The sequence below is a fragment of the Streptomyces sp. NPDC004629 genome (genome assembly GCF_042873595.1).
GTDB lineage: Bacteria > Actinomycetota > Actinomycetes > Streptomycetales > Streptomycetaceae > Streptomyces.
This window is the reverse complement of sequence record NZ_JBIALO010000021.1, coordinates 26,334-48,590: the sequence shown is the minus strand read 5'-3', so window position 1 is coordinate 48,590 and position 22,257 is coordinate 26,334. Positions and strand designations below refer to the sequence as shown.

General features: G+C 72.5%; 17 protein-coding genes and 1 pseudogene. 5 read left to right on the top strand and 13 right to left on the bottom strand.

The genetic code is table 11. From position 1 onward, the window contains the following. Nucleotides 1-308: 308 nt before the first annotated feature. A complete protein-coding gene (locus ACFYTE_RS28445) occupies nt 309-611 on the bottom strand; it encodes a WXG100 family type VII secretion target (RefSeq protein WP_388716216.1) in 303 nt (100 codons plus the stop codon). Between the two features lie 357 nt (nt 612-968). Between ACFYTE_RS28445 and ACFYTE_RS28440 the strand changes: the two genes are divergently transcribed. After that, on the top strand, nt 969-5,555 hold the full coding sequence (locus ACFYTE_RS28440) for an FtsK/SpoIIIE domain-containing protein (RefSeq protein WP_388716213.1): 4,587 nt from the start codon (nt 969-971) through the stop codon (nt 5,553-5,555). A 481-nt stretch (nt 5,556-6,036) separates the two neighbouring features. Here the strand turns inward: ACFYTE_RS28440 and ACFYTE_RS28435 are convergent, their stop codons facing one another. Both ACFYTE_RS28435 and ACFYTE_RS28430 read right to left on the bottom strand, forming a co-directional pair. After that, on the bottom strand, nt 6,037-7,782 hold the full coding sequence (locus ACFYTE_RS28435) for a serine/threonine-protein kinase (RefSeq protein ID WP_388716210.1): 1,746 nt from the start codon (nt 7,780-7,782) through the stop codon (nt 6,037-6,039). Between the two features lie 91 nt (nt 7,783-7,873). After that, entirely contained in the window at nt 7,874-8,719 is an 846-nt protein-coding gene (locus ACFYTE_RS28430) for a menaquinone biosynthetic enzyme MqnA/MqnD family protein (RefSeq protein ID WP_388716207.1), read from the bottom strand. A 287-nt stretch (nt 8,720-9,006) separates the two neighbouring features. Between ACFYTE_RS28430 and ACFYTE_RS28425 the strand changes: the two genes are divergently transcribed. Together ACFYTE_RS28425 and ACFYTE_RS28420 are read left to right on the top strand one after the other, a co-directional pair. Next, nucleotides 9,007-9,210, top strand: a complete 204-nt coding sequence (locus ACFYTE_RS28425; protein WP_003974443.1) for a cold-shock protein — start codon at nt 9,007-9,009, stop codon at nt 9,208-9,210. A 320-nt stretch (nt 9,211-9,530) separates the two neighbouring features. Then, a pseudogene (locus ACFYTE_RS28420) lies at nt 9,531-9,988 on the top strand (AzlC family ABC transporter permease); the annotation flags it as partial. 397 nt (nt 9,989-10,385) lie between these two features. Here ACFYTE_RS28420 and ACFYTE_RS28415 read toward each other — a convergent pair. Both ACFYTE_RS28415 and ACFYTE_RS28410 read right to left on the bottom strand, forming a co-directional pair. Then, nucleotides 10,386-12,293 (bottom strand): AMP-dependent synthetase/ligase, encoded by a 1,908-nt coding sequence (locus ACFYTE_RS28415; RefSeq protein WP_388716498.1) that lies wholly within the window; start codon nt 12,291-12,293, stop codon nt 10,386-10,388. Nucleotides 12,294-12,549: 256 nt separating this feature from the next. Further along, complete coding sequence (locus ACFYTE_RS28410) at nt 12,550-13,836, bottom strand: acetyl-CoA C-acetyltransferase (protein WP_388716495.1); 1,287 nt, start codon at nt 13,834-13,836, stop codon at nt 12,550-12,552. 122 nt (nt 13,837-13,958) lie between these two features. Between ACFYTE_RS28410 and ACFYTE_RS28405 the strand changes: the two genes are divergently transcribed. Together ACFYTE_RS28405 and ACFYTE_RS28400 are read left to right on the top strand one after the other, a co-directional pair. Next, nucleotides 13,959-15,260 (top strand): 3-oxoacyl-ACP reductase, encoded by a 1,302-nt coding sequence (locus ACFYTE_RS28405; protein ID WP_388716204.1) that lies wholly within the window; start codon nt 13,959-13,961, stop codon nt 15,258-15,260. Continuing rightward, nucleotides 15,260-16,099: a MaoC family dehydratase gene (locus ACFYTE_RS28400; protein WP_388716201.1), complete on the top strand. Its 840-nt coding sequence runs from the start codon at nt 15,260-15,262 to the stop codon at nt 16,097-16,099. Before ACFYTE_RS28405 ends, ACFYTE_RS28400 begins: the two co-directional genes overlap by 1 nt. Here the strand turns inward: ACFYTE_RS28400 and ACFYTE_RS28395 are convergent. The 8 genes from ACFYTE_RS28395 to mqnP form a co-directional block, all read right to left on the bottom strand. Further along, nucleotides 16,087-16,797 carry a TetR/AcrR family transcriptional regulator gene (locus tag ACFYTE_RS28395; protein ID WP_388716198.1) on the bottom strand — a complete coding sequence of 237 codons (711 nt, stop codon included), beginning with the start codon at nt 16,795-16,797 and terminating at the stop codon, nt 16,087-16,089. The two genes, ACFYTE_RS28400 and ACFYTE_RS28395, sit on opposite strands and share 13 nt — an antisense overlap. Before the next feature lie 38 nt (nt 16,798-16,835). Then, a complete protein-coding gene (locus ACFYTE_RS28390; protein ID WP_388716196.1) occupies nt 16,836-17,135 on the bottom strand; it encodes a DUF4229 domain-containing protein in 300 nt (99 codons plus the stop codon). Between the two features lie 120 nt (nt 17,136-17,255). Then, nucleotides 17,256-17,780 carry a GNAT family N-acetyltransferase gene (locus ACFYTE_RS28385; protein WP_388716193.1) on the bottom strand — a complete coding sequence of 175 codons (525 nt, stop codon included), beginning with the start codon at nt 17,778-17,780 and terminating at the stop codon, nt 17,256-17,258. 38 nt (nt 17,781-17,818) lie between these two features. Next, the gene (locus tag ACFYTE_RS28380) at nt 17,819-18,478 is read right to left on the bottom strand and encodes a UdgX family uracil-DNA binding protein (RefSeq protein WP_388716190.1); all 660 of its coding nucleotides are present in this window, start codon (nt 18,476-18,478) and stop codon (nt 17,819-17,821) included. A 290-nt stretch (nt 18,479-18,768) separates the two neighbouring features. After that, the gene (gene mqnE, locus ACFYTE_RS28375; protein WP_388716186.1) at nt 18,769-19,932 is read right to left on the bottom strand and encodes an aminofutalosine synthase MqnE; all 1,164 of its coding nucleotides are present in this window, start codon (nt 19,930-19,932) and stop codon (nt 18,769-18,771) included. 48 nt (nt 19,933-19,980) lie between these two features. Continuing rightward, complete coding sequence (locus tag ACFYTE_RS28370) at nt 19,981-20,436, bottom strand: Lrp/AsnC family transcriptional regulator (protein ID WP_351737298.1); 456 nt, start codon at nt 20,434-20,436, stop codon at nt 19,981-19,983. Nucleotides 20,437-20,531: 95 nt separating this feature from the next. After that, the gene (locus tag ACFYTE_RS28365; protein ID WP_388716183.1) at nt 20,532-21,182 is read right to left on the bottom strand and encodes a UbiX family flavin prenyltransferase; all 651 of its coding nucleotides are present in this window, start codon (nt 21,180-21,182) and stop codon (nt 20,532-20,534) included. Between the two features lie 102 nt (nt 21,183-21,284). Then, a complete protein-coding gene (mqnP, locus tag ACFYTE_RS28360; RefSeq protein WP_388716180.1) occupies nt 21,285-22,187 on the bottom strand; it encodes a menaquinone biosynthesis prenyltransferase MqnP in 903 nt (300 codons plus the stop codon). Nucleotides 22,188-22,257: the final 70 nt, after the last annotated feature.

The window sequence follows — 22,257 nt, the reverse complement described above, 5'->3', positions numbered from 1 at the left end:
CAGCGCCCTGGCCGCCCCATCGACCCGGCAGCCCAGCGGCCCGGCAGCCCGGCGACCCCCGGGCACCGACACCCACCCGGCGCGCTCGGCAACCGCCGGCGCACCGGGCAGGCATCCCCTCCGACGGGCTCCCGGTCACCCTCGCCCTACCGGACTCCAGGCCACCTTCGCTCACCGGCCCTCGACCGCCGACGCCCTACCTGTTCCAGGCCCGCCCTCGCCCACCGGCCCCAGGCGCCCTCGCCCACCGGCCCCAGGCGCCTTCGCCCACCGGCCCCAGGCCGCCGTCGCCACCGGCCGCCGACGCCCTACCGGCTCTTGGCCGCCTTCGCCAGTTCCTCGTCGATCTGCTCGAACTTGTCGGCCGCGTTGGTCAGGTAGTCACCCATGCCGTCCAGACCGTCGAGTGTGTCCTTGGTGCCGCGGGTGAACTCTTCGAAGTTCTCGTCGAACGCCTTCGAGGAACTCTTGGTAACGTAGCCGGACTCGACCAGGTTGGCGATGTACTTGCGCAGGCCGTCGAGCTTTTCCTGGAGCCTTTCCTTCTCCTTCACGACATGCTTGGCTGCGTCGCGCATGTCCTGGTATGTGACGTCAAGGTCCTTGGCCATGAGACCGCTCCTCTTCACCATGCCGCAGGGCCAACCCCCGTGGCTCCCTGTGCGCGGACGCGACGGGTGGGCCGCGTGGTTGCACCCATGTGATCGTCCGCTCTTGCGGCAGCAGCTTACGGGGGTGAACTGACGTGCCACATCCCCGAATCCGGAACAGGAACGGTGAACAGGACGTCGTGAGCGCGTGCACAGCGCGTTGCCATCGGAAAGGGCATCCGGAAGCGCACAGGACGTGCACCGGACGTGCACCGGACCCCGCCTCCCCATTGCCCTGTCCCGGCGCCGAGCGGATATCGTCGCTTCCACTGTGACCTGCGGGAGGGAGCGGTCACGGGGGGCTTGGGGAGGACGAGCGTGCGCCTGACTCTGACCGTCGTCGACCCGTTCGGCGGGGGCTCCGCCGATGTCGTACTCGATGCCGACCCCGAGTCCAGCGTCGGGGACATCGCCCAGGAGCTGGCCAAGCACGTCGGCGTCGGCGGTGCGCAGGTCATTCCGATCGGGCAGCACCAGGCGGCCCCGTCGGGCGGCGCGCCCCTCGTGTACGTGGACGGGTACGCCGTCGATCCGAGTGCCACCGTCGTCGGTTCGCCGCTGCGCGAGGGCGCCGTCGTCAGTCTCCAGGACCCGGCCGGCTGTCTGCCGGGCGAGCCCACGGGGCTGGTCGAGCTGCGGGTCGTGGGCGGGCCGGCCGCCGGTCATGTGCACCGGCTCGGCGTCGGCCGCTACGACATCGGCAGCGGCCCGGCCGCGTATCTGCGCATCGACGATCCCGAACTCGACGCCCGCGCCCTCACCTTGTCAGTTGCAACCGATGGCACCTGCCAAGTCACCGTGCACGCCGAGACGGACGACAAGGGCGACAAGGGCGACAAGGACACAGTCACCCTCGACGGGACGACGATCTCCGAGGCCGACGGCGGCGCCTGGCCCCTCGGCGCGCAGATCGCCGTCGGCAACACCCTTCTCGAACTCGGCCGTTACAGCCCGCCCAACGCGGCCCTGAAGTGGTCGGACGACGGTGTCGGGCTCGACTACAACCGGCCGCCCCGGCTGCGCCCGCCCGAGCGGCAGACCAAGTTCCGGCTGCCGTCGCCGCCACGCGAGTACGAGGCCCGGCCGCTGCCCTGGCTGATGGCGCTGACCCCGCTGGTCGGCGCGGTGGTGGCCGTGCTCATCTTCCAGCGCTGGTACTACCTGATCATGGCGGGCCTCAGCCCCATTCTGCTGTTCGCCAACTACTTCATGGACAAGAAGCACGGGCGCAAGTCCCATGCGAAGCAGGTCAAGGAGTACAAGGAGCAGAAGGAGCGGATCGAGAAGGACGCGCAGGACGCGCTCGTCGCGGAGCGGCAGGACCGGCGGGGCGCCGTGCCCGACCCGGCCGCCGTCCTCTCCCTGGGCACCGGCCCGCGCACCCGGCTGTGGGAGCGGCGGCGCACCGACCGTGACCATCTGCTGGTGCGGGTCGGAACGGGTCGGCTGCCCTCCGAGGTGGTGCTCGACGACCCGGAGCAGGACGAGCACCGCCGCCAGGTCACCTGGACCATCGAGGACGCGCCGGTGGCGCTCTCGCTGCGTTCCCTCGGCGTGCTCGGCATGGCGGGGCCGGGTGACTCCGCCCGCGCCCTCGGACGGTGGGCGGTCGCCCAGACCGCCGCGCTGCACAGCCCGATGGACGTCCAGTTCTACGTCCTGAGCGAGAACAGCGCGCAGAGCAGCTGGGACTGGGTGCGCTGGCTGCCGCACGCCCGGCCGACCGGCGGGCAGGACGCCAACGTCCTCATCGGCACCGACGCCGAGACGGTCGGCGCCCGTATCGGCGAGCTGACCCAGATCCTCGACGCCCGCAAGAAGGCCGCCGAGCAGAACCGCGGGCAGCGCACCGACTTCTCCGACCCGGACATCGTGGTCGTCTGGGACGGCTCGCGGCAGCTGCGGTCCCTGCCGGGCGTCGTACGGCTGCTGCGCGAGGGCCCCGCGGTGTCCATCTACGCACTGTGCCTGGACGCCGAGGAACGATTCCTGCCGGGCGAGTGCCAGGCGTTCGTGGTCGCCGAGCCCAAGGCACAGGAGTACGACAGCCCGGCGCGGCAGGCGGTGCAGCAGCAGGCGCCCGGCGGCTTCCCGTCCTTCCACGCCTGGCACGCCACGAGCGACCAGGAGAGCGAACCGGCCCAGCAGACAAGGGAGTTGCGGCTGCGGGTCGAGGAGGCGGACGCCGAGCGCATCAAGGACGTACGGCCCGACTTCGTCTCCGCCCCCTGGTGCCTGCGCCTGGCCCGCTCGCTGTCCCCGCTACGCGACATCAGCGGCGAGACCGAGGACTCGGCGCTGCCCGCCGCGAGCCGGCTGCTGGACGTGCTGCAACTGGAGCCGCCGACCGGTGACGCGATCACCGCCCGCTGGCGGATGGGCGGGCAGTCGACGCTCGCGGTCATCGGCGAGTCCTACGACGGCCCGTTCGGCATCGACATGCGCAAGGACGGCCCGCACGGGCTGATCGCCGGTACCACCGGTTCCGGCAAGTCCGAGCTGCTGCAGACCATCGTCGCCTCGCTTGCCGTGGCCAACACGCCGGAGAACATGACGTTCGTCCTCGTCGACTACAAGGGCGGCTCGGCGTTCAAGGACTGTGTGAAGCTGCCGCACACCGTCGGCATGGTCACCGACCTCGACGCCCATCTCGTCGAGCGCGCCCTGGAATCGCTGGGCGCCGAACTGAAGCGGCGCGAGCACATCCTGGCCGCCGCCGACGCCAAGGACATCGAGGACTACCAGGATCTGGTGCGCCGCGACCCCTCGCACCCGCCGGTGCCCCGGCTCCTCATCGTCATCGACGAGTTCGCCTCGATGGTGCGCGACCTGCCCGACTTCGTGACCGGCCTGGTCAACATCGCGCAGCGGGGACGTTCGCTCGGCATCCATCTGCTGCTGGCCACGCAGCGGCCGAGCGGTGTGGTCTCCCCCGAGATCCGCGCCAACACCAACCTGCGGATCGCGCTGCGCGTGACCGACGGCGGCGAGTCCAGCGACGTCATCGACTCGCCGGAGGCCGGGCACATCTCCAAGAACACGCCGGGCCGGGCGTACGTCCGTCTCGGGCACGCGTCCCTGGTGCCGTTCCAGTCGGGCCGGGTCGGTGGACGCCGGCCCGGTGCCGCGGACCCCACCGCCCTCGCGCCCTGGGTGGGCGAACTGGCCTGGGCGGACCTGGGACGGGCCGCGCTGGTGAAACCGAAGGCCGAGGCACGCGAGGACGAGGAGATCACCGATCTGAAGGTGCTGGTCGACGCGGTCCGCGACGCCAACACCGCGCTGGGCATTCCCGCGCAGCACAGCCCGTGGCTGCCCGCGCTCGCCGAGACGCTGCTGCTGGACGACGTCGAGACGCCGGTCGCGGCGCTCGCTCCCGGTCGGCTGCCGCCCGCGCCGTACGGTGTGGAGGATCTGCCCGCCGACCAGGCGCGCCGCCCGGTGGTCGTGGACTTCGCCGCCTTCGGCCATCTGATGATCGGCGGCGCGCCGCGCAGCGGCCGGTCCCAGGTGCTGCGCACCATCGCGGGCTCCCTCGCCCGCACCCACTCCTGCGCCGACGTCCATCTGTACGGCATCGACTGCGGCAACGGCGCCCTCAACGCGCTGACCCGGCTGCCGCACTGCGGGGCGGTCGTCGGCCGCAACCAGACCGAGCGGGTGGTCCGGCTCGTCAACCGGCTCAAGGTCGAACTCTCCCACCGTCAGGACCTGTTGGCGGACAAGGGCTTCGCCGACATCGGCGAGCAGCGGGCCGCGGCGTCCGAGGACCAGCGGCTGCCGCACATCGTCGTACTCCTCGACCGCTGGGAGGGCTGGGTGCCCACGCTCGGCGAGATCGACCACGGTTCGCTGACCGACGAGTTGACGACGATGATGCGGGAGGGTGCGAGCGTCGGCATCCATCTGGTGCTGACCGGTGACCGCACGCTGCTCGTGGGGCGGATCGCGACGCTCACCGAGGACAAGTACGGTCTGCGGCTCGCCGACCGCAGCGACTTCTCCATGCTCGGCATCCCCGCCCGCAAGGTGCCCGAGGAGATCCCGCCGGGGCGCGCGTTCCGCAACGAGTCAGGTACGGAGACGCAGTTCGCGCTGCTCGCCGCGGACACGACGGGGCGGGGGCAGGCGGCGGCGATCGCGGCGATCGGCGAGGCGGCGGCGGTCCGGGACGCGGGCGTGCCGCGCTCGCGCCGGCCGTTCCGGGTGGACAGCCTGCCGAGCCGGATCTCCTTCGAGGACGCGTGGGAGATGCGCGACCCGGAGGGCTCTCGTTCGCGGCTATGGGCACTCGCGGGCATCGGCGGTGACGAGATCGTCGGCTTCGGTCCCGATCTCGCGGACGGGGTCCCGGCGTTCGTGGTCGCTGGACCGGCGAAGTCCGGCCGCTCCACGGTGCTGATGAACTTCGCCCACTCCTTTCTCGACCAGGGCATACGTCTGGTCGTCGCGGCCCCGCGCCAGTCGCCGCTGCGGCAACTCGACGGCAGGGACGGGGTGTTGAAGGTCTTCACCGGCGATGACATCGACGAGGACGAGTTCGAGGAGGTCATCGACTCGGCGTCCCCGGAGGAGCCGATCGTGGTGCTCGTCGACGACGGGGAGATCCTTGAGGACTGCGACGCCGAGTCCCATATGAAGCGCATCGTCTCCCGCGGCGCGGAGCGCGGCCTCGCCCTCGTCATCGCCGGTGACGAGGAGGACGTGTGCAGCGGCTTCTCGGGCTGGCAGGTCGACGCGAAGAAGGCCCGGCGCGGTGTCCTGCTGTCTCCCCAGGAGTCCTCCAGCGGCGACCTCATCGGCGTACGCCTCTCCCGCAGCCTGGTGGGCGGCCAGATCACCCCCGGCAAGGGCATGCTCCACCTGGGCGACGGCGAACTACGCACGGTGGTGATCCCGGGCTGACCCCCACACAGCCCTGCGGCACGGCCCCGAAATGCTCCAGGCAGCGGGCCCTGGACATGCGGCCGGATTGCCGTCCGCCGTGGGGGGGGCCGGGGCCCGAGAGGGATCGAGGCGCCGGCAGGCGGGGACCGGTGGGAGCCGGCCCCGACCAGGGCCAGCGGCCGACCGCACCCCCCACCCGCCTGCCGGCCACGGCGCACCCGCGACGGCGACCCGACCCACCAGGACGGCACCCGTCCACAACTCCCCGGACGGAGCGACTAGTCGGTCCTGGACATGCGGGCGGTCGGGTTGCCGTCCGCCGTGGACGGCCGGGGCCAGAGAAGGATCGAGGCACCGGAGTGCAGGGACCGGTGGGAGCCGGCCCCGACCAGGGGCCAGCGGCCACCCCGCAACCGCCCCCGGCCTCGGCGGAACCCGCGACGGCAACCGAGCCCGCCAGGACGGTCCGCCACCCGCCCACAACCTCCCCGCTGAACGGCTAGTCGGTCCTGGACATGCGGGCGGTCGGGTTGCCCTCTGGCTTGCTGTCCGATGTGTAGGTGAGGTCGTCGCCCTCCGGGGTGAGCCGGATCGTGTGCGGGGCGGGGTTGCAGCCGTCGTGGTTGTCCTTGGCCCCGACCGACGTGGCGACGAGTGCCGTCCTGGTCACCTTCTTCAGGGTGAGCACGTCCGTGCAGACGCCGCCGAGCTGGTCGGTCTGGCGCAGGCGGCCCAACTCCTCGCCCACGTCCGCCTGCCCCACGGTGAGCCGGAAGGTGCCGATGGGCAACTGGCCGTCGAGGGCGGTGGCCTGGCCCTGCCAGGTGCCGAGATAGCGCGCGGGGACGTCGGACCCGGAACCGGTCGGCAACTCGTCGGTGGCGCTCGAACTGGGCGATGCCGCCGGCGGCTTGGTGCTGCCCCCGGCGCTGTCGTGGGCGCCGTCGTCGCCGATGAGCGGGCGCAGCAGGAAGCCCAGCCCGACGGTGACCGCTGCGAGCGCCCCGGCGACGGCGAGCGCCACCGTGCAGCTCATACGGCGCCCCCGGCCGCCCTCGCCCGGAGCGGAAGTGGCCGCCATGGTGACGGAGACCCTGCCCGGCCGCTGCTCCCCGGGCACCGCGTCCCGCGGCCCCGGAATCCCGCCGCCCCCGAGCCCGGCACCGCCCGCAGCGGCGGCGTCGACGCCCCCGACCGCGACGCCGGGCCCTGCCCCGCTACCGGCCCCCGCTCCGGTTCCGCTCGCCCCTGGCATCACCGGCGGCGGTCCGAACTCCCCCGCCGGCACCACCGCCCTGCCGGTCACCGCCGGGCTGCTGAACCCTACCGGGCCCGACGGCGCCGGATCCGTCGTCTCCAGGCCGAGGAGCCGCACCGCGTCCCGGCTGACCTGTTCCACCAGCGGTCCCGGCAGCCAGCCGCCCGCCACCAGGCGCGCGGCACCCTCGGGGGCGAGCCGGGCGGCCACCGCGCCGGGGGCCGGCCGCGCGCCCGGTTCCTTCGCCAGGCATGCCTCGGCCACCTCCCGCAGTTCGCCCTGCAGCGCGCCGAGTTCGGGCTCCTCGTGGACGACCTTGTAAAGCAGCGCGGCCGAGGAGTCCCCGGGGAAGGGCGGTTCGCCGGTCGCCGCGTACGCCAGCAGCGCGCCCAGGGAGAAGACGTCCGCGGCCCCCGTGACGCCCTTGCCCAGGATCTGCTCGGGGGACATGTAGCCGGGCGAGCCGATCGAGACGCCGGACGAGGTCAGGGATGCCGTGCCGTCGGTGGCTCGGGCGATCCCGAAGTCGATCAGCAGCGGGCCGTCGAGGGTGAGCAGGACGTTGGACGGTTTGACGTCGCGGTGCACGAGGCCCAGCTCGTGCACGGCGGCGAGCGCCTCGGCGAGGCCCGCGCCGAGCGCCCGTACGGAGTGCGGGGGCAGCGGCCCGTGGGTGGCGACGGCCGCCGCCAGGGAGGGTCCGGCCGCATACCCGGTGGCGACCCAGGGCACCGGGGCGTCGGGGTCGGCGTCCAGGACCGGCGCGGTCCAGGCGCCGCCCACCCGCCGCGCGGCCTCGACCTCGCGCCGGAACCGCGCCCGGAACTCCTCGTCGAGCGCGAAGTGCGGATGCACGATCTTCACGGCGACCGTGCGGCCGCCGGCGCTGCGCCCCAGATAGACCCGGCCCATCCCGCCGGAGCCGAGCCGGCCGAGGAGCCGGTAGGGCCCCACGGCGGTGGGCTCATCGGCCGCGAGCGGCTGCATCGGCGTCCCCCCTCTTCCCCGTCACGCCTCGGTCAGCAGGGTAGTGCCGCGGACCCGTACCGCGGAGTGCGCCGGGGGCACGGCCGCGGGTCTATGCCAGCAGTTCCACCTTCACGTCCGCGGGGAAGCCGGTCGTCGGGCCGACCCGGCGGGCGAACTCGGCGACCGCCTCCAGCTGCGGGGCGCCGAAGCGGAAGTCGAGGGTCGTGAAGTACCGCTCCAGGACCTCCTCGTCGAAGGCTTCCCAGCGGGCCGCCTGCTCGGCGACCTTGGCGACCTCCTCCAGGGAGAGGTTGCGGGAGGACAGGAACGCCTCGTGCACCTGACGGGTGATCACCGGCTCGCGCTCCAGGTAGTCGCGGCGGGCCGCCCAGACCGCGAAGACGAACGGCAGGCCCGTCCACTCCTTCCACAGCGTGCCCAGGTCGTGCACGGCGAGCCCGAAGCGCGGGCCGTCGAGGAGGTTGGCCCGCAGTGCGGCGTCCCCGATGAGCACGGCCGCGTCCGCCTCCTGCATCATCAGGCTGAGGTCGGGCGGGCAGCTGTAGTAGTCGGGCCGTACGCCGTACCGCTCGGCGAGCAGCAGCTGGGCCAGGCGGACGGAGGTGCGGGAGGTCGAGCCGAGGGCGACCCGGGCGCCGTCGAGCCGGTCGAGCGGGACCTGCGAGACGATCACACAGGACATCACGGGGCCGTCGCAGCCGACGGCGATGTCCGGGAAGGCGACCAGGTCGTCGGCGTTCTTGAGGAACTCGACCAGGGTGATGGGCCCGATGTCGAGGTCACCCCGCACCAGCCGCTCGCTGAGTTTTTCCGGGGTGTCCTTGGTCAGCTCGAAGTCGAGGAGGGTGCCGGTTCTCGCGAGCCCCCAGTAGAGGGGCAGGCAGTTCAGGAACTGGATGTGGCCGACGCGCGGCCGGGTGCGAGAATTGTCCACATCGCGAGACTAGACCTCATGGGGTACGGTGCGGACAACCGCCCCCTACGTCAACCGGCCTAGTGGTGTTCAAACTTCCGAGTGACGTGATCTTGACCCCTATTGCTTCCGGCTGCCCGCGTGCTAGGCTCGCCGCAAGTTGCAGTTTGGTTTCCCTTGCAGTACAGAGCCTGCGGAGCATGTAACCGCGGGCTCTCGTCGTTTTCAGACATATGCACTTGTGCGGCACTGTTTCACACTTGCAGGTTCTGGAGCAGGGCAACCCTTTGTGAGCCCAAGGAGGGCTTATGGCTACCGGAACCGTGAAGTGGTTCAACGCCGAAAAGGGCTTTGGCTTCATCGCCCAAGAAGGCGGCGGCCCCGACGTCTTCGTTCACTACTCCGCGATCAACGCTCAGGGTTTCCGTTCCCTCGAAGAGAACCAGCAGGTGAGCTTCGACGTGACCCAGGGTCCGAAGGGCCCGCAGGCGGAGAACGTCACCCCCGTCTGAGCAGCGATCCGATCGCACCCTGAGAGAAGTACCCAAGGAGCCCCGCGCCTTTCGGCGACGGGGCTCCTGCCCTTTCCCGCCCTCGGCGGCCGACCGCCGGCCGTCGCCATGCGTACTGCATGATCAGTACGAAGGTCGTCCCGGGCGCCAGGACCTCGTAGACGTGCGGCACGTCTCCCGGGTACGTCAGGTAGTCCCCGGCGCCTTCGGCCCCGCACCCGCGCGAATCACCCGGACGGTGGACGCGGGCGGCTCGACCAGCGTGCCGAACGGCATGCCAGCGCCACGCCCAGCGTTCATGAACGCACGGTCCGTGTTCATCCTTCGGCGCCGTGTCCAAGACCGGTGGGCTCCCCCGCTGGGTGCCGGTGGCGATGTCGCTGCCGGTGTACGCGGGCTCGGCCCAGTTCAGCGCGGTCGGAGTGCTGCTCGGCGCCCGTCTGGTCACCGACGGGAGCGTCGCCTTCGCCCTCGCCCAGCGGGATCCGGCGCGGCGCCGGGCGGCGTTCTGGATCTCCGGGCTCGGCCTGTTCGCCGCCTGGAACGCGGGCGCGCTGATCGGTGCGCTCGGGGACACGGCGACGTACGGCCTGGACGCCGCCTTCCCCGCCGTCCTCGTCGCCCTGGCGCCGCCCGCCCTGCGCACGGACCGTTCCGTACGTCGCTCGGCGCGGCGCTGGCCCTCGCAGTGACGCTCGTGGTGCCGGTCGGGGTGTCCGTGGTGCCGGCGCTGGGCTGGCTGGTGCTGCACCGGCGGGGCGGGGAGGCCGCCCGATGACCGCGCCGCTCGCCGTACCCCGGGGCGGCGAACGCCACGACGCCCCGGGCGGCGAGCCAACGCCGAGGCGGCAGCCCAGGCGAAGGGACCCGGCACAACCGACGCCGCCAGCCGCACGGCCGGCTGACCGGCGAGGACGTGCCCCGTAGGGCCGCTCCGGGCGAAGACGGCCGCGGGCGTCGATACGATCAGGGGCCGGGAGTCGGCGAACGCCGCGACGCCACGGGCGGTGGGCGAAGCCGAGGTGGCAGCGGAGGCGGAGGGTCTCGGCACAACCCGCGCGTGGACCACCCGGCTGCCTGACCCGGCAAGGGCATGTCCCCAGGCCCGCCCCCGGGTGAAGACAGCTGCGGACGCGAGGCGATCAGGGCCCGGGGTCGGTCGGTTCGTGGGGTGGTTATCCCGTGTACAGGCCCTCCACCGCCTCGGTGAAGTCCCGCATGATCTGGGCGCGGCGCAGCTTCATCGAGGGGGTGAGGTGGCCCGCCTGCTCGGTGAAGTCCGTAGGGAGGATGGTGAACCTCTTGATGGACTCGGGGCGGGACACCAGCCGGTTCGCCTCGTCCACCGCGCGTTGCAGGATCGCGGTCAGGTCCGGGTCGTCCACGAGGAGTTCCGGCGGCACCGGGTGCTTGCCGTTCATCTGCCGCCAGTGGGTGATGCCGTCGAGGTCGAGGGTGATGAGCGCGCTGACGTAGGGGCGGCCGTCGCCGACCAGCATGACCTGGGAGATCAGGGGGTGCGAGCGCAGCCAGTTCTCCAGCGGTGCGGGCGCCACCGACTTGCCGCCCGCGGTGATCAGCAGTTCCTTCTTGCGGCCGGTGATCGTCAGATAGCCCTCGTCGTCCAGTTGCCCGATGTCACCCGTCGCGAGCCAGCCGTCCCGGGTCGCCGGGACCACCCCGCCGGCCTGCGGGTCCCAGTAGCCGCGCAGCACGTGCTCGCCCGCGACCAGGATCTCCCCGTCCGCGGCGATGCGGATCCGTGTGCCCGGCATGGGCCAGCCGACCGTCCCCAGACGGGGCTTGAGCGGCGGGGTCACGGTGGAGGCGGCGGTCGTCTCGGTCAGCCCGTAGCCCTCGAAGATCTCGATGCCGGCGCCGGCGTAGAAGGCGGCCAGGGGACGGCCGAGCGGGGAGCCGCCGCAGATCGCGTACCGGACCCGGCCGCCCATGGCGTTGCGGATGCGCCGGTAGACGAGGGGGTCGTAGAAGGCGCGGGCTGTGCGCAGGGCACGGCTCGGACCGTTGCCGGTGCCGGTCTGCCGGGCCTCCAGTGCCTCGCCGTAGCGCCTGGCGACGCTCGCGGCCCGGTCGAAGGAGGAGGCCCGGCCGCCCTTCTCCGCCTTGGCGCGCGCGGTGTTGAAGACCTTCTCCAGCATGTACGGGATGGTCAGCAGGCAGGTCGGCCGGAAGGCCGCGAGGTCCGGCAGCAGGTGTTCCGGTTTGAGGCTCGGCGCGTGGCCCAGCCGCACCCGCGCCCGGATGCAGGCGATCGCCACCATGCGGCCGAAGACGTGGGACATCGGCAGGAACAGCAGGACGGACGCCTCTTCGGAGGTCTTCGCCTTGAAGATCGGGTAGAGCAGTTCGATGGCGTTGTCCACCTCGGCGAAGAAGTTGCCGTGGGAGAGCGCGCAGCCCTTGGGGCGGCCGGTGGTGCCGGAGGTGTAGACGAGGGTGGCGAGGGTGTCCGGGCCGAGCATGCCCCGGCGGACCGCGACCTCGGCCTCCGGTACCTGGGCGTCGCCGAGTTCCGCGAGCCGTTCAAGGTGGTCCTTCTCGATCACCCACAGGTGGCGCAGATCGGGCACCCGGTCGAGTTCGGGTCCGAGGGCGGCGGCCTGGCCCGCGGTCTCCGTGACCAGGGCCACGGCACCGGAGTCCTGGAGGATCCAGCGGGTCTGGAAGACGGAGGAGGTGGGGTAGACGGGGACCGTGACCAGTCCGGCGGCCCAGGCGGCGAAGTCGAGAAGGGTCCACTCGTAGCGGGTGCGGGCCATGACGGCGATCCGGTCGCCCGGTGCCAGCCCTTCCGCGAGCAGCCCCTTGGCCAGCGCGAGCACCTGTTCGGCGAAGGCCGCCGCCGTCACGTCCGTCCAATCGCCGTCCGCCGCCCGGCGGCTGAGGATGACGGCCGCGGGGTCCGCCGCCGCGTTGTCGAAGGGCAGGTCGGCGAGTGAACCGTGGCGCATCGGCGGGGCGAACGGCGGGACGGACACCTCGCGCACGGCGCCGTCCAGCCGGCGGGTCTCGGGCTCGACGAGGATCGGCGCGCCGTCGTAGTCGGTGGCGGAGACCGTCATGCCGGAGGAGACGGGAACGTTCGGGTACGGGGTGGGCACGGGGCGGCTCCTCGGGCGTGCAGCGGTGCACTGCTTGCTGCATGACGTACGTGCCTCGCACACCGAGGCGTTCACCGTCGGCGGGCCGAACGGCCGCATATGAGGGGTTACCGACGGTTAGCTGATCATCGTACGGCCCGGCTGTGGCGGCATGGTGCGGTTTCGGGGCGGGTCCGGAGCCGGGGCTGTGCAACCTCGGAGGTTATGTGAGGGGCCCTCATGTTCGCTCCAGGACCGCCGTGACACCCTGGCCGCCCGCGGCGCACACCGAGATCAGCCCGCGGGCCGGTCCCTCCCGTTCCGACAGCAGCTTGGCCAGCGTCGCCACGATGCGGGCGCCGGTCGCCGCGAAGGGGTGGCCGGTGGCCAGGGAGGATCCCGCCGCGTTCAGCCGGGCCCGGTCCACCGGCGCCGGCCCCCGCTTCTCCCAGGCCGCGAGCGTCGCCAGCACCTGCGAGGCGAACGCCTCGTGGATCTCCACGAGCGCGAAGTCCGCCAGGCCCAGGCCGGCCCGCTCCAGCATGCGCGGCACGGCGTGCGCGGGCGCCATCAGCAGGCCGTCCGCACCGCCCGCCACGTCGCCGTGGACGAAGTCCACGGCCGCCGTCTCGTACGCCGTCAGATAGGCCAGCGGCTCAAGGCCCCGCTGCCGCGCCCACTCCTCGGAGGCCAGCAGGACCAGGGCCGCGCCGTCGGTCAGCGGTGTCGAGTTGCCCGCGGTCATGGTCGGCTCGGGGTCGGCGAGCCCGAACACCGGCTTCAGGGCGGCCAGTTGCTCGACCGTGCAGCCGGGGCGCAGGTTCTGGTCGCGGGTCAGGCCCCGGAAGGGGACCACCAGGTCCTGGAAGAAGCCCCGTTCGTAGGCCGCAGCGAGCCGCTGGTGACTGCTCGCGGCGAGTTCGTCCTGTGCCTCGCGGCCGATCCCCCAGGCGCGGGCCGTCACGGCCGCGTGCTCGCCCATCGACAGGCCGGTACGGGGCTCGGCGTTGCGCGGAATGTCGGGGACGAGGTGTCCGGGCCGCAGCTTCGCGAGTGCCTTCAGCCGGCCGCCGGCCGTCTTCGCCCGCCGGGTCTCCAACAGGATGCGGCGCAGCTGGTCGTTGACGCCAAGCGGCGCATCGCTCGCGGTGTCCGCGCCACCGGCCACGGCCGCCTCCGTCTGGCCGAGGGCGATCTTGTTGGCGGCGGCGATGACGACCTGGAGGCCGGTGCCGCAGGCCTGCTGGATGTCGTAGGCCGGGGTGCGGGCGTCCAGTCCCGAGCCGAGGACCGTCTCACGGGCGAGGTTGACATCCCGGCTGTGCTTGAGGACCGCGCCCGCCACGAACTCGCCGACCGCGCCGGGGCCGTCGAGCCCGTACCGCCCGACCAGGCCGTCCAGGGCGGCGGTGAGCATCTCCTGGTTCGAGGCGGTGGCGTAGGGGCCGTCGGCGCGGGCGAACGGGACGCGACTGCCGCCGATCACCGCGACCCGGCGGGCCCGCGGCGGCTCAAGGGGACTCATCTCGATCTGCTCCTCCACCCCGACGGGCTCACCTCGACTTACCTCCGGTAACCTTACTCCAGAGTAAGTCACCCGAGTACCGCGCCCAGTGGCATCGCACCGAACCCGTGGGAGTTGCAGACATGGCCGACCGCTATCTGAGCTTCACCGGCACCGCGCCCGGCCGCTTCCTGACCCGCCGGCTCGGGCTGCCCCAGCCGACGGCGCTGCGCCGCTTCTCGCCCCGGTCCCCGGCACTCGACGGCGGCCTGCTGCACCTCACGGCCGGTACCTCCGCCCTCGGCCTCGCCCCCGTCCTGGCCCGCACCGGGCTCGCCGCCGACGACGCGCGGCCCGCCGCGGTCGTCCTCGACGCCACCGGGGTGCGGGACGTCGACGCGCTCGCCGGCGTGCACGCCGCCCTGCACCCCGTCGTACGGTCCGTCGCCGACAGCGGCCGGGTGCTGCTGCTGGGCGCCCCGCCGGACCCGGCCGACCACCACCAGTACGCCGCCCAGCAGGCCCTGGAGGGCTTCACCCGGTCCCTGGGCAAGGAGATCGGCCGCGGCCGGACCGTCAACCTGCTGCGGCTCGGCGACGCGGCCGCCGCCGAGTCCACCCTCCGCTTCCTGCTCTCCCCCAGGTCCGCCTACGTCAGCGGCCAGGTGATCCACGTCGGCACGGGCGCGGTGGACGGGCCCGACGACTGGGACCGGCCGCTGGCCGGGCGCACCGCCCTGGTCACCGGCGCCGCCCGCGGGATCGGCGAGGCGGTCGCCGAGACGCTGGCCAGGGACGGGGCACACGTCGTCGTGCTGGACGTGCCCGCCGCCGAGGCAGACGCCCGCCTGGTCGCCGAGCGGATCGGCGGCAGGGCGCTGGCGCTGGACATCACCGCCGCGGACGCCGGCGAGCGGATCGCCGCCGCGCTCCCCGACGGCCTGGACGTGCTCGTGCACAACGCGGGCATCACCCGGGACCGGCGGCTGGTCAACATGCCCGCCGAGCGGTGGAGTCCGGTGCTGGAGGTCAACCTGGGCAGCGTGCTGCGCACGACGGACGCGCTGCTCGCGGGCGGCACCCTGCGGGCCGGCGGGCGCATCGTGGCCACCGCCTCCATCGCCGGGCTCGCGGGCAACGCGGGCCAGACGAACTACGGCGCGGCCAAGGCGGGGATCGTGGGACTGGTGCGCTCCCTCGCCCCGCGGGCCCTGGCCGAGCACGGGGTCACCGTCAACGCGGTGGCACCCGGGTTCATCGAGACGAGGATGACCGCCGCGGTCCCGCTGCTCATCAGGGAAGCGGGGCGGCGCATGAACGCGCTCGCCCAGGGCGGGCTGCCCGCCGATGTCGCCGAGACCACGGCCTGGCTCGCCCATCCGGCCTCCGGCGCGGTCAACGGGCAGGTCGTGCGGGTCTGCGGCCAGAGCCTGCTGGGGGCGTGATGTCCGTCGTCCTCGCGCAGCCGCCCGCGCTCGCCCCCCTGCTGGCCCGGGGCGCCCTGCTGTCGCCCTTCAAACGGCCCCGCCCGGACGCGGACTTCCCCCGCGACCGGCTCGTGCTGCCTGCCCTGCGCGTCGACCTCGCGCACCTGGCGGCCTACGAGCGGGTGTGCGGCTTCCCGGCCGTCGACGACGCCCTGCCCCTGAGCTATCCGCATGTGCTGGGCTTCCCGCTGGCCATGCGGCTGATGAGCGACCGGGCCTTTCCGCTGCCGCTGCTCGGGCTCGTCCACACGTCGGTCGAACTGACCCGGCACCGGGCGCTGCCGGCCACCGGCGAGTACGAACTCGCCGTCCGTGTCGAGGGGTTGGCGCCGCACCGGCGCGGCACACAGGCGTCCGTGGCCACCGAGCTGAGGGCGAGGGCCGGCGGCGAGATCGGGTGGGAGTCGCGGAGCACCTATCTGGCGCGGCACCGGACCTCCGGCACCGCCGGGGCCGAGCGGCCGGAGCACGGGCCGCTGCCCCTACGCGCGCGGTGGCAGCTGGCCGGGGACGTCGGCCGCCGCTACGGCGCGGCCTCCGGCGACCGCAACCCCATCCACCTTCACCCGCTCACCGCCCGCCTGTTCGGCTTCCCACGGGCCATCGCGCACGGCATGTGGACGGTGGCCCGCTGCCTCGCCGCGCACGGGACCCCGGAGGCGGTCCGGGTGCGGGCGGAGTTCCGGGCGCCCGTACTGCTGCCGGGGACGGTCATGTACGCGGCCGACGGCGGGCGGTTCGAACTGCGCGGCGCGGACGGCCGGATCCATCTGACCGGCGCCGTCTACCCGGGCTGAGCCACCGGCTCGCCGGGTCCACCGTGCTGCTCTTCGGGCTCGTCGTGCTCTTCGGGCTCTTCGGGCGGCGTCCAGGGGCGGTCGGCCATGAGGTTGGCCAGGCCCGCCCACGCGAAGTTCATCAGGGTCGCCGCCGCCTGCCGGGCGGTGACACCCGAGGTCGCGTTGGCCCAGGTGGCCAGCGACTCGGCCGCGCCCACCAGGGCCTCGGCGAGCCCGGCGACCTCGTGCTCGGGCAGATCCGGGTTGCGGTGTGCCTCCCGGGCCGCGACCGCGATCAGCCGCGTCACGAACGCGACGATCTCCTCGCGCATCGCCGTGACCTCGGCCGCGAAGACCGCGCCATGGGTACGGGCCTGGAGGTGCAGCACGGACCAGGCGTCCGGATGCTCGCCGGTGTGCGCGAAGAACGCCCGCAGCCCGTCCCAGAGCTGACGGTCGACCGGCAGCCCGGGCCGCACCCCGGAACGCACCGCGTCCGTCAGCGCCTTGGCCTCACGCCGGATGCACGCCGTGAACAGGTCTTCCTTCGAGTTCAGGTACAGATACACCAACGGCTTGGACACGCCCGCCAGTTCGGCGATCTCGTCCATCGACGCGGCCGTGTACCCGCGCCGGCCGAAGATCCGTACGGCGGCGTCGAGCATCTGCTGCTCCCGGACCGCCCGCGGCATCCGCTTGGTCTTCACGGCACCCATGGGGCCAGACTAGTTGGCCCCGGGCGCCCGATGGGTGATCAGGACGGCTGGCCCTGGGCGCGGGCGGTGTCGTCGGCCACGTCCTCCTGGCGGCGGTTCGCCTCCAGGTTGGCCTTCGCCCGGTCGACCTTGCGCACGATCTGGACGGAGGCGCGTTCCCGCTCCCGGCGCAGCACGACGAAGCTGACCGGCGCCGAGATCACCATCGCGAGCAGCAGCACCCACAGGAAGTTGGAGTCGCCGAAGCCGCGCGGGAAGACACCGGAGTAGACAAGGCCCCAGACGACGAGGAGGCAGCCCGCGAAGATACCGAGGCGCATCAGCGTGTAGCGGAGCATCTCAATCCACTCTTCCGTTTCTGGCGGTCCCCCGCTCGACGGAGCCGGGGAAGGTCGGAACACCCCAAAGGGCATCATCCAGTGAAGCACGCCCGCCGTCCGATCGTGGCGGCGGGTGTGTCACGCGAGCGGCAGCAGCATCGTGATGTCGTCGCGGTCGTCCCCGTCGGTGACGCGGATCGCGCCTGGCACCCGGCCGACCTCCTTGTAGCCGCAGCCGCCGTAGAACCGTTCCAGACCGAGGCCGCCGCGGCAGGTCAGCCGGATCGCGGTGATGCCGTCGAAGCCACGGGCGGCGTCCGCGGCGGCGGCCAGCAGGTCGCGGCCGTAGCCGCGCCCCTGGTGCCTCGGGTGCACCATCACCGTGTACAGCCAGATCCAGTGCCGCATCAGCTGGTGCGTGTTGAAGGTGAGGAACGCCGTCGCGGCGACCTCGCCGGCGGTGTCGTGCCCGACGAGCAGCCGGGCGCGGCCCTCGGACATCGCCACGAGGTGCTTGACCAGCTCCGGGCGTATCTCCTCGCGCGACACCGGCGGCACGAAGCCCACGGCGCCACCGGCGTTGGAGACCTCGGTCCACAGATCGACGACGCCGTTACGCAGGGCCGGGGTGAGGACGGGATCGAGCGTGAACGTAAGGGGCATGCCGCCATGGTATCCATTACCGGATGGCGATCGTGCGGCTATCCCGCGAGCACGCGAGCGGCCACCTCCAGGTCCGCGACGAGCCCCGCGTACGCCTTGTCCCGGTCCGGCTCGTCCGCCCGCAGCACGGACGACGGATGCACCGTCGGCACCAGCCGCCGCGGCCGCCCGTGCACCTGCCGTTCCAGCAGCGTCCCGCGCACCTCGCCGACCCGGAAGGACGAGCCCAGCAGCGCCTTGCCCGCCGTCGCGCCCAGGACCACGATCAGCTCGGGTTCCACGACCGCCAGTTCGGCCGCGAGCCACGGGGCGCACGCCGCCGTCTCGCGCAGGCTCGGCGCCTTGTGGATACGGCGTTTGCGGGGCTCGGCCCGGGTGAACTTGAAGTGTTTGACCGCGTTCGTGACGTACGTCTCACCGGGGTCGATGCCCGCCTCCGCCAGCGCCCGGTCGAGCAGCCTTCCGGCCGGGCCCACGAACGGTTTGCCCTGCCGGTCCTCCTGGTCGCCGGGCTGCTCGCCGACGAGCATCACGCGCGCGTCCGCGTTGCCGGCGCCGAAGACCGTCTGCGTCGCGTCCCGGTGCAGCGGGCAGCCGCGACAGCCGGCCGCCGCCCTGCGCAGCGCGGCGAGTCCGCCCCGGTCCGGCACGAAGGGCTCCGCCGTGAAGGCGTCCTCGGGGGCTTGCGTCTTAGCCACGTGCGCCGGGTACCCGGAGTCTGACGCGGCTAACAACGGGGGTGGTCGAGGCCGGCGGCCGGCTGCGGAACGCACGGTGGCTGGGCGCGCAGTTCCCCGCGCCCCCCTGGGCGGGGCCCTGGACGACCGCCGCCCGCGCACCGCCCGTCGCACGCAGCCGTGCCAAACCCACGCCGGCTGCGGCGACTCCCGACACAGCGGGCCCGGCGCGGAGCGCGTCGTGGCTGGGCGCGCAGTTCCCCGCGCCCCCTGAGCGGAGCCCCTGGGCGCCTGCAGTCCGTCATGCCTCTTCAGACCCGCATCGGCTGCGGGGACTCCCGGCGTAGTGGGTTCGGGCCGTCGTACTCTCGGATGATCTCGTAGCGCGTGTTGCGCTCCACCGGGCGGAAACCGGCGTCGCGGATGAGGTCCAGCAGGTCCTCGCGGGTCAGCTTGTTCGGCGTGCCGAAGTCGTCCGCGTCATGGGTGATCTTGTACTCGACGACCGAGCCGTCCATGTCGTCGGCGCCGTGCTGGAGCGCGAGTTGGGCCGTGCGCACCCCGTGCATCACCCAGAACACCTTGACGTGCGGCACGTTGTCGAACAGCAGCCGGGAGACCGCGAACGTCTTCAGCACCTCCGCGCCGGTCGCCATCTGCGTCCGGGCCTGGAGCCGGTTGCGGACCTTGCCGTCCTTCATGTCGACGAAGTCATGCTGGTAGCGCAGCGGGATGAAGACCTGGAAACCGCCGGTCTCGTCCTGGAGTTCACGCAGCCGCAGCACATGGTCGACCCGGTGCCGGGGCTCCTCGATGTGGCCGTAGAGCATGGTGCACGGGGTCTTCAGCCCCTTCTCGTGCGCCAGCCGGTGGATGCGCGACCAGTCCTCCCAGTGGGTGCGGTGGTCGACGATGTGCTGCCGCACCTCCCAGTCGAAGATCTCCGCGCCGCCGCCGGTCAGCGACTCCAGACCGGCATCGATCAGCTCGTCGAGGATCTCGGAGGCGCCGAGCCCGGAGATGGTCTCGAAGTGGTGGATCTCCGTCGCCGTGAAGGCCTTCAGGGAGACGTCCGGCAGCGCCGCCTTCAACTCCCGCAGCGAACGCGGGTAGTAGCGCCACGGCAGGTTGGGGTGCAGGCCGTTGACGATGTGCAGCTCGGTGAGGTTGTCCGCCTCCATCGCCTTGGCCAGCTTGACGGCCTCCTCGATGCGCATCGTGTACGCGTCCTTCTCGCCCGGCTTGCGCTGGAAGGAGCAGTAGGCGCAGGACGCGGTGCACACGTTCGTCATGTTGAGGTGCCGGTTGACGTTGAAGTGCACGACGTCGCCGTTCTTGCGGGTGCGCACCTCGTGGGCGAGACCGCCCAGCCACGCCAGGTCGTCCGACTCGTACAGCGCGATGCCGTCCTCGCGGGTGAGGCGGACGCCCGCCCGCACCTTCTCCTCCAGCTCGCGCTTGAGCCCGACGTCCATGTCTTTGACCTCTCTCTCGAAGACTCCGCCCACCGTACGCCCCAACGGCTACACCTCCTCGGGCAGCTCACCCACCCGGTTCTCCCACTTGGTGGACAGCACGATGGTGGTACGGGTGCGTGAGACGCCCTTGGTCCCCGACAGCCGGCGGATGATCCGCTCCAGGCCGTCCACGTCCGTCGCCCGCACCTTGAGCATGAACGAGTCGTCGCCGGCGATGAACCAGCAGTCCTCGATCTCGGGCAGGTCCTTCAGCCTGCGGGCCACGTCCTCGTGGTCGGCCGCGTCCGACAGGGAGATGCCGATCAGGGCCGTGACGCCGAGACCGAGGGAGGCCGCGTCCACGGTGGCCCGGTAACCGGTGATGACACCGGCCGCCTCCAACCGGTTGATGCGGTCGGTGACGCTCGGGCCCGACAGGCCGACGAGGCGCCCCAGTTCCGCGTAGGAGGCCCGGCCGTTCTCTCTCAGGGCCTGGATGAGCTGCCTGTCCACCGCGTCCATGCGATCGAAGCCTTCCGCTGAGGAGATCCGCTGTGGGATCTGCAGAGTTCCTGGAGTTTTCCGAAGGGGTGAGCGCTGCCTGCGCCGTCTGATGCTCACTCGGACGGGGCGCCACCGCCGAGTTCGCCCGCCCAGCGGCGGTAGAGCCGGTGCGGCACGCCCGCCGCGTCGAGGACCCGGCCGGCCACGAAGTCCACCAGGTCCTGGATGTGGGTGGCCCCCGCGTAGAAGGCCGGCGAGGCGGGCACCACGAGCGCGCCCGCGTCGTCCAGGGCGACCAGATGGCGCAGCGTCTGGCCGTTCAGCGGGGTCTCGCGTACGGCCACGACCAGGGGGCGGCGCTCCTTGAGGGTCACGCTCGCCGCCCGCTGGAGCAGGTCCTTGGACAGCCCGAGCGCCACACCGGCCACACAGGCGGTGGAGGCGGGGACGATCAGCATGCCCTTGGTCCGGTACGACCCCGAGGACGGCCCGGCGGCCAGGTCCCCCGCGTTCCAGTACCGCACCCGCTCGATGTCCACGTCGAACGTCCCGGGCTTGCCGTCGGCTCCGCGCGACAGCCATTCCCGCAGGTCCTGCTGCCAGTGGCCGTCCCGGAAGGCGATCTGGGTCTCGTCGAGCAGCGTGAGTCGCGAGGCCCGGGACACGACGAGGTCGACCCGCTCCCCCGCGGCCAGCAGCGCCCGCAGCACGGCGGCCGCATACGGGGTTCCGGAAGCTCCGGACACCCCCACGATCCAAGGCACGCGCTGCGTTTCTCCTGCGTTCACACCTTGAGCGTACCGGCGCGCCCAACCCACTTCAGGCCGGGGCGACCGCCTCGCGTCGACGGGACCGTACTCAGACGGTCAGACGGTCAGGCCGCGGACGAGTAGGTCGAGGAGCGCGCACACGAACAGGGCGATGCCGATGAACCCGTTGACGCTGAAGAACGCCCGGTTGAGGCGGGACAGGTCGTGCGGGCGCACGATCGTGTGCTCGTAGCCGAACGCGCCGGCCACGATCAGCAGCCCCAGCCAGAAGAAGGCGCCCGCGTCCGTGGCGATCGCGTACCAGGCGAACAGGGCCGTCGTGATCGTGTGGCAGGCCCGCGCGCCCCAGATCGCCGCCGGGATGCCGAACCGGGCCGGCACCGACATGACACCGATCGCACGGTCGGTCTCCACGTCCTGGCAGGCGTAGATCAGGTCGAAGCCACCGATCCAGATGCCGACCGCGAGCCCGAGGATGACCGCGTTCCAGGACCACTCGCCGCTGATCGCGAGCCAGCCGCCCACCGGACCCATCGCCTGGGCCAGACCCAGGATGGCCTGCGGGAAGTTCGTGAACCGCTTGCCGTACGGGTAGACCACCATCGGGATCACCGCGATGGGGGCGAGGGCCAGGCACAGCGGGTTCAGCAGGGCCGCCGAGCCGAGGAAGACCACCAACGCGATCAGCGCGCCGGTCCAGGCGTGCCGCACGGACATCGCGCCGGTCACCAGCTCGCGGTGCGCGGTGCGCGGGTTCCGCGCGTCGATCTCGCGGTCGATGATCCGGTTGACGGCCATCGCGAAGGTGCGCAGGCCCACCATGCAGACGGTGACCAGCAGCAGCCGGCCCCAGTGGATGTTCCGGTCCCACGCGTACATCGCCGTCAGCGACGCGATGTACGCGAAGGGCAGCGCGAAGACGGAGTGCTCGATCATCACCAGACGCAGGAACGCCCTGGTGCGTCCCGGCTGCGGAATCGCCGCGGAAGCGCTGCTCACCGGCCGTACTCCGGATCACCCTCGCGGCGGCGGGGAAGCCCCGTCCCCGCGCTGCCGCACACCACCATGT

Bases quoted from the DNA above. Each gene is read 5' to 3' on its own strand.
- ACFYTE_RS28445 (WP_388716216.1), bottom strand. From the start codon at position 611: ATGGCCAAGGACCTTGACGTCACATACCAGGACATGCGCGACGCAGCC.
- ACFYTE_RS28435 (WP_388716210.1), bottom strand. From the start codon at position 7,782: ATGCAGCCGCTCGCGGCCGATGAGCCCACCGCCGTGGGGCCCTACCGG.
- ACFYTE_RS28425 (WP_003974443.1), top strand. From the start codon at position 9,007: ATGGCTACCGGAACCGTGAAGTGGTTCAACGCCGAAAAGGGCTTTGGC.
- ACFYTE_RS28415 (WP_388716498.1), bottom strand. From the start codon at position 12,293: ATGACGGTCTCCGCCACCGACTACGACGGCGCGCCGATCCTCGTCGAG.
- ACFYTE_RS28410 (WP_388716495.1), bottom strand. From the start codon at position 13,836: ATGAGTCCCCTTGAGCCGCCGCGGGCCCGCCGGGTCGCGGTGATCGGC.
- ACFYTE_RS28405 (WP_388716204.1), top strand. From the start codon at position 13,959: ATGGCCGACCGCTATCTGAGCTTCACCGGCACCGCGCCCGGCCGCTTC.
- ACFYTE_RS28400 (WP_388716201.1), top strand. From the start codon at position 15,260: ATGTCCGTCGTCCTCGCGCAGCCGCCCGCGCTCGCCCCCCTGCTGGCC.
- ACFYTE_RS28395 (WP_388716198.1), bottom strand. From the start codon at position 16,797: ATGGGTGCCGTGAAGACCAAGCGGATGCCGCGGGCGGTCCGGGAGCAG.
- ACFYTE_RS28390 (WP_388716196.1), bottom strand. From the start codon at position 17,135: ATGCTCCGCTACACGCTGATGCGCCTCGGTATCTTCGCGGGCTGCCTC.
- ACFYTE_RS28385 (WP_388716193.1), bottom strand. From the start codon at position 17,780: ATGCCCCTTACGTTCACGCTCGATCCCGTCCTCACCCCGGCCCTGCGT.
- mqnE (WP_388716186.1), bottom strand. From the start codon at position 19,932: ATGGACGTCGGGCTCAAGCGCGAGCTGGAGGAGAAGGTGCGGGCGGGC.
- ACFYTE_RS28370 (WP_351737298.1), bottom strand. From the start codon at position 20,436: ATGGACGCGGTGGACAGGCAGCTCATCCAGGCCCTGAGAGAGAACGGC.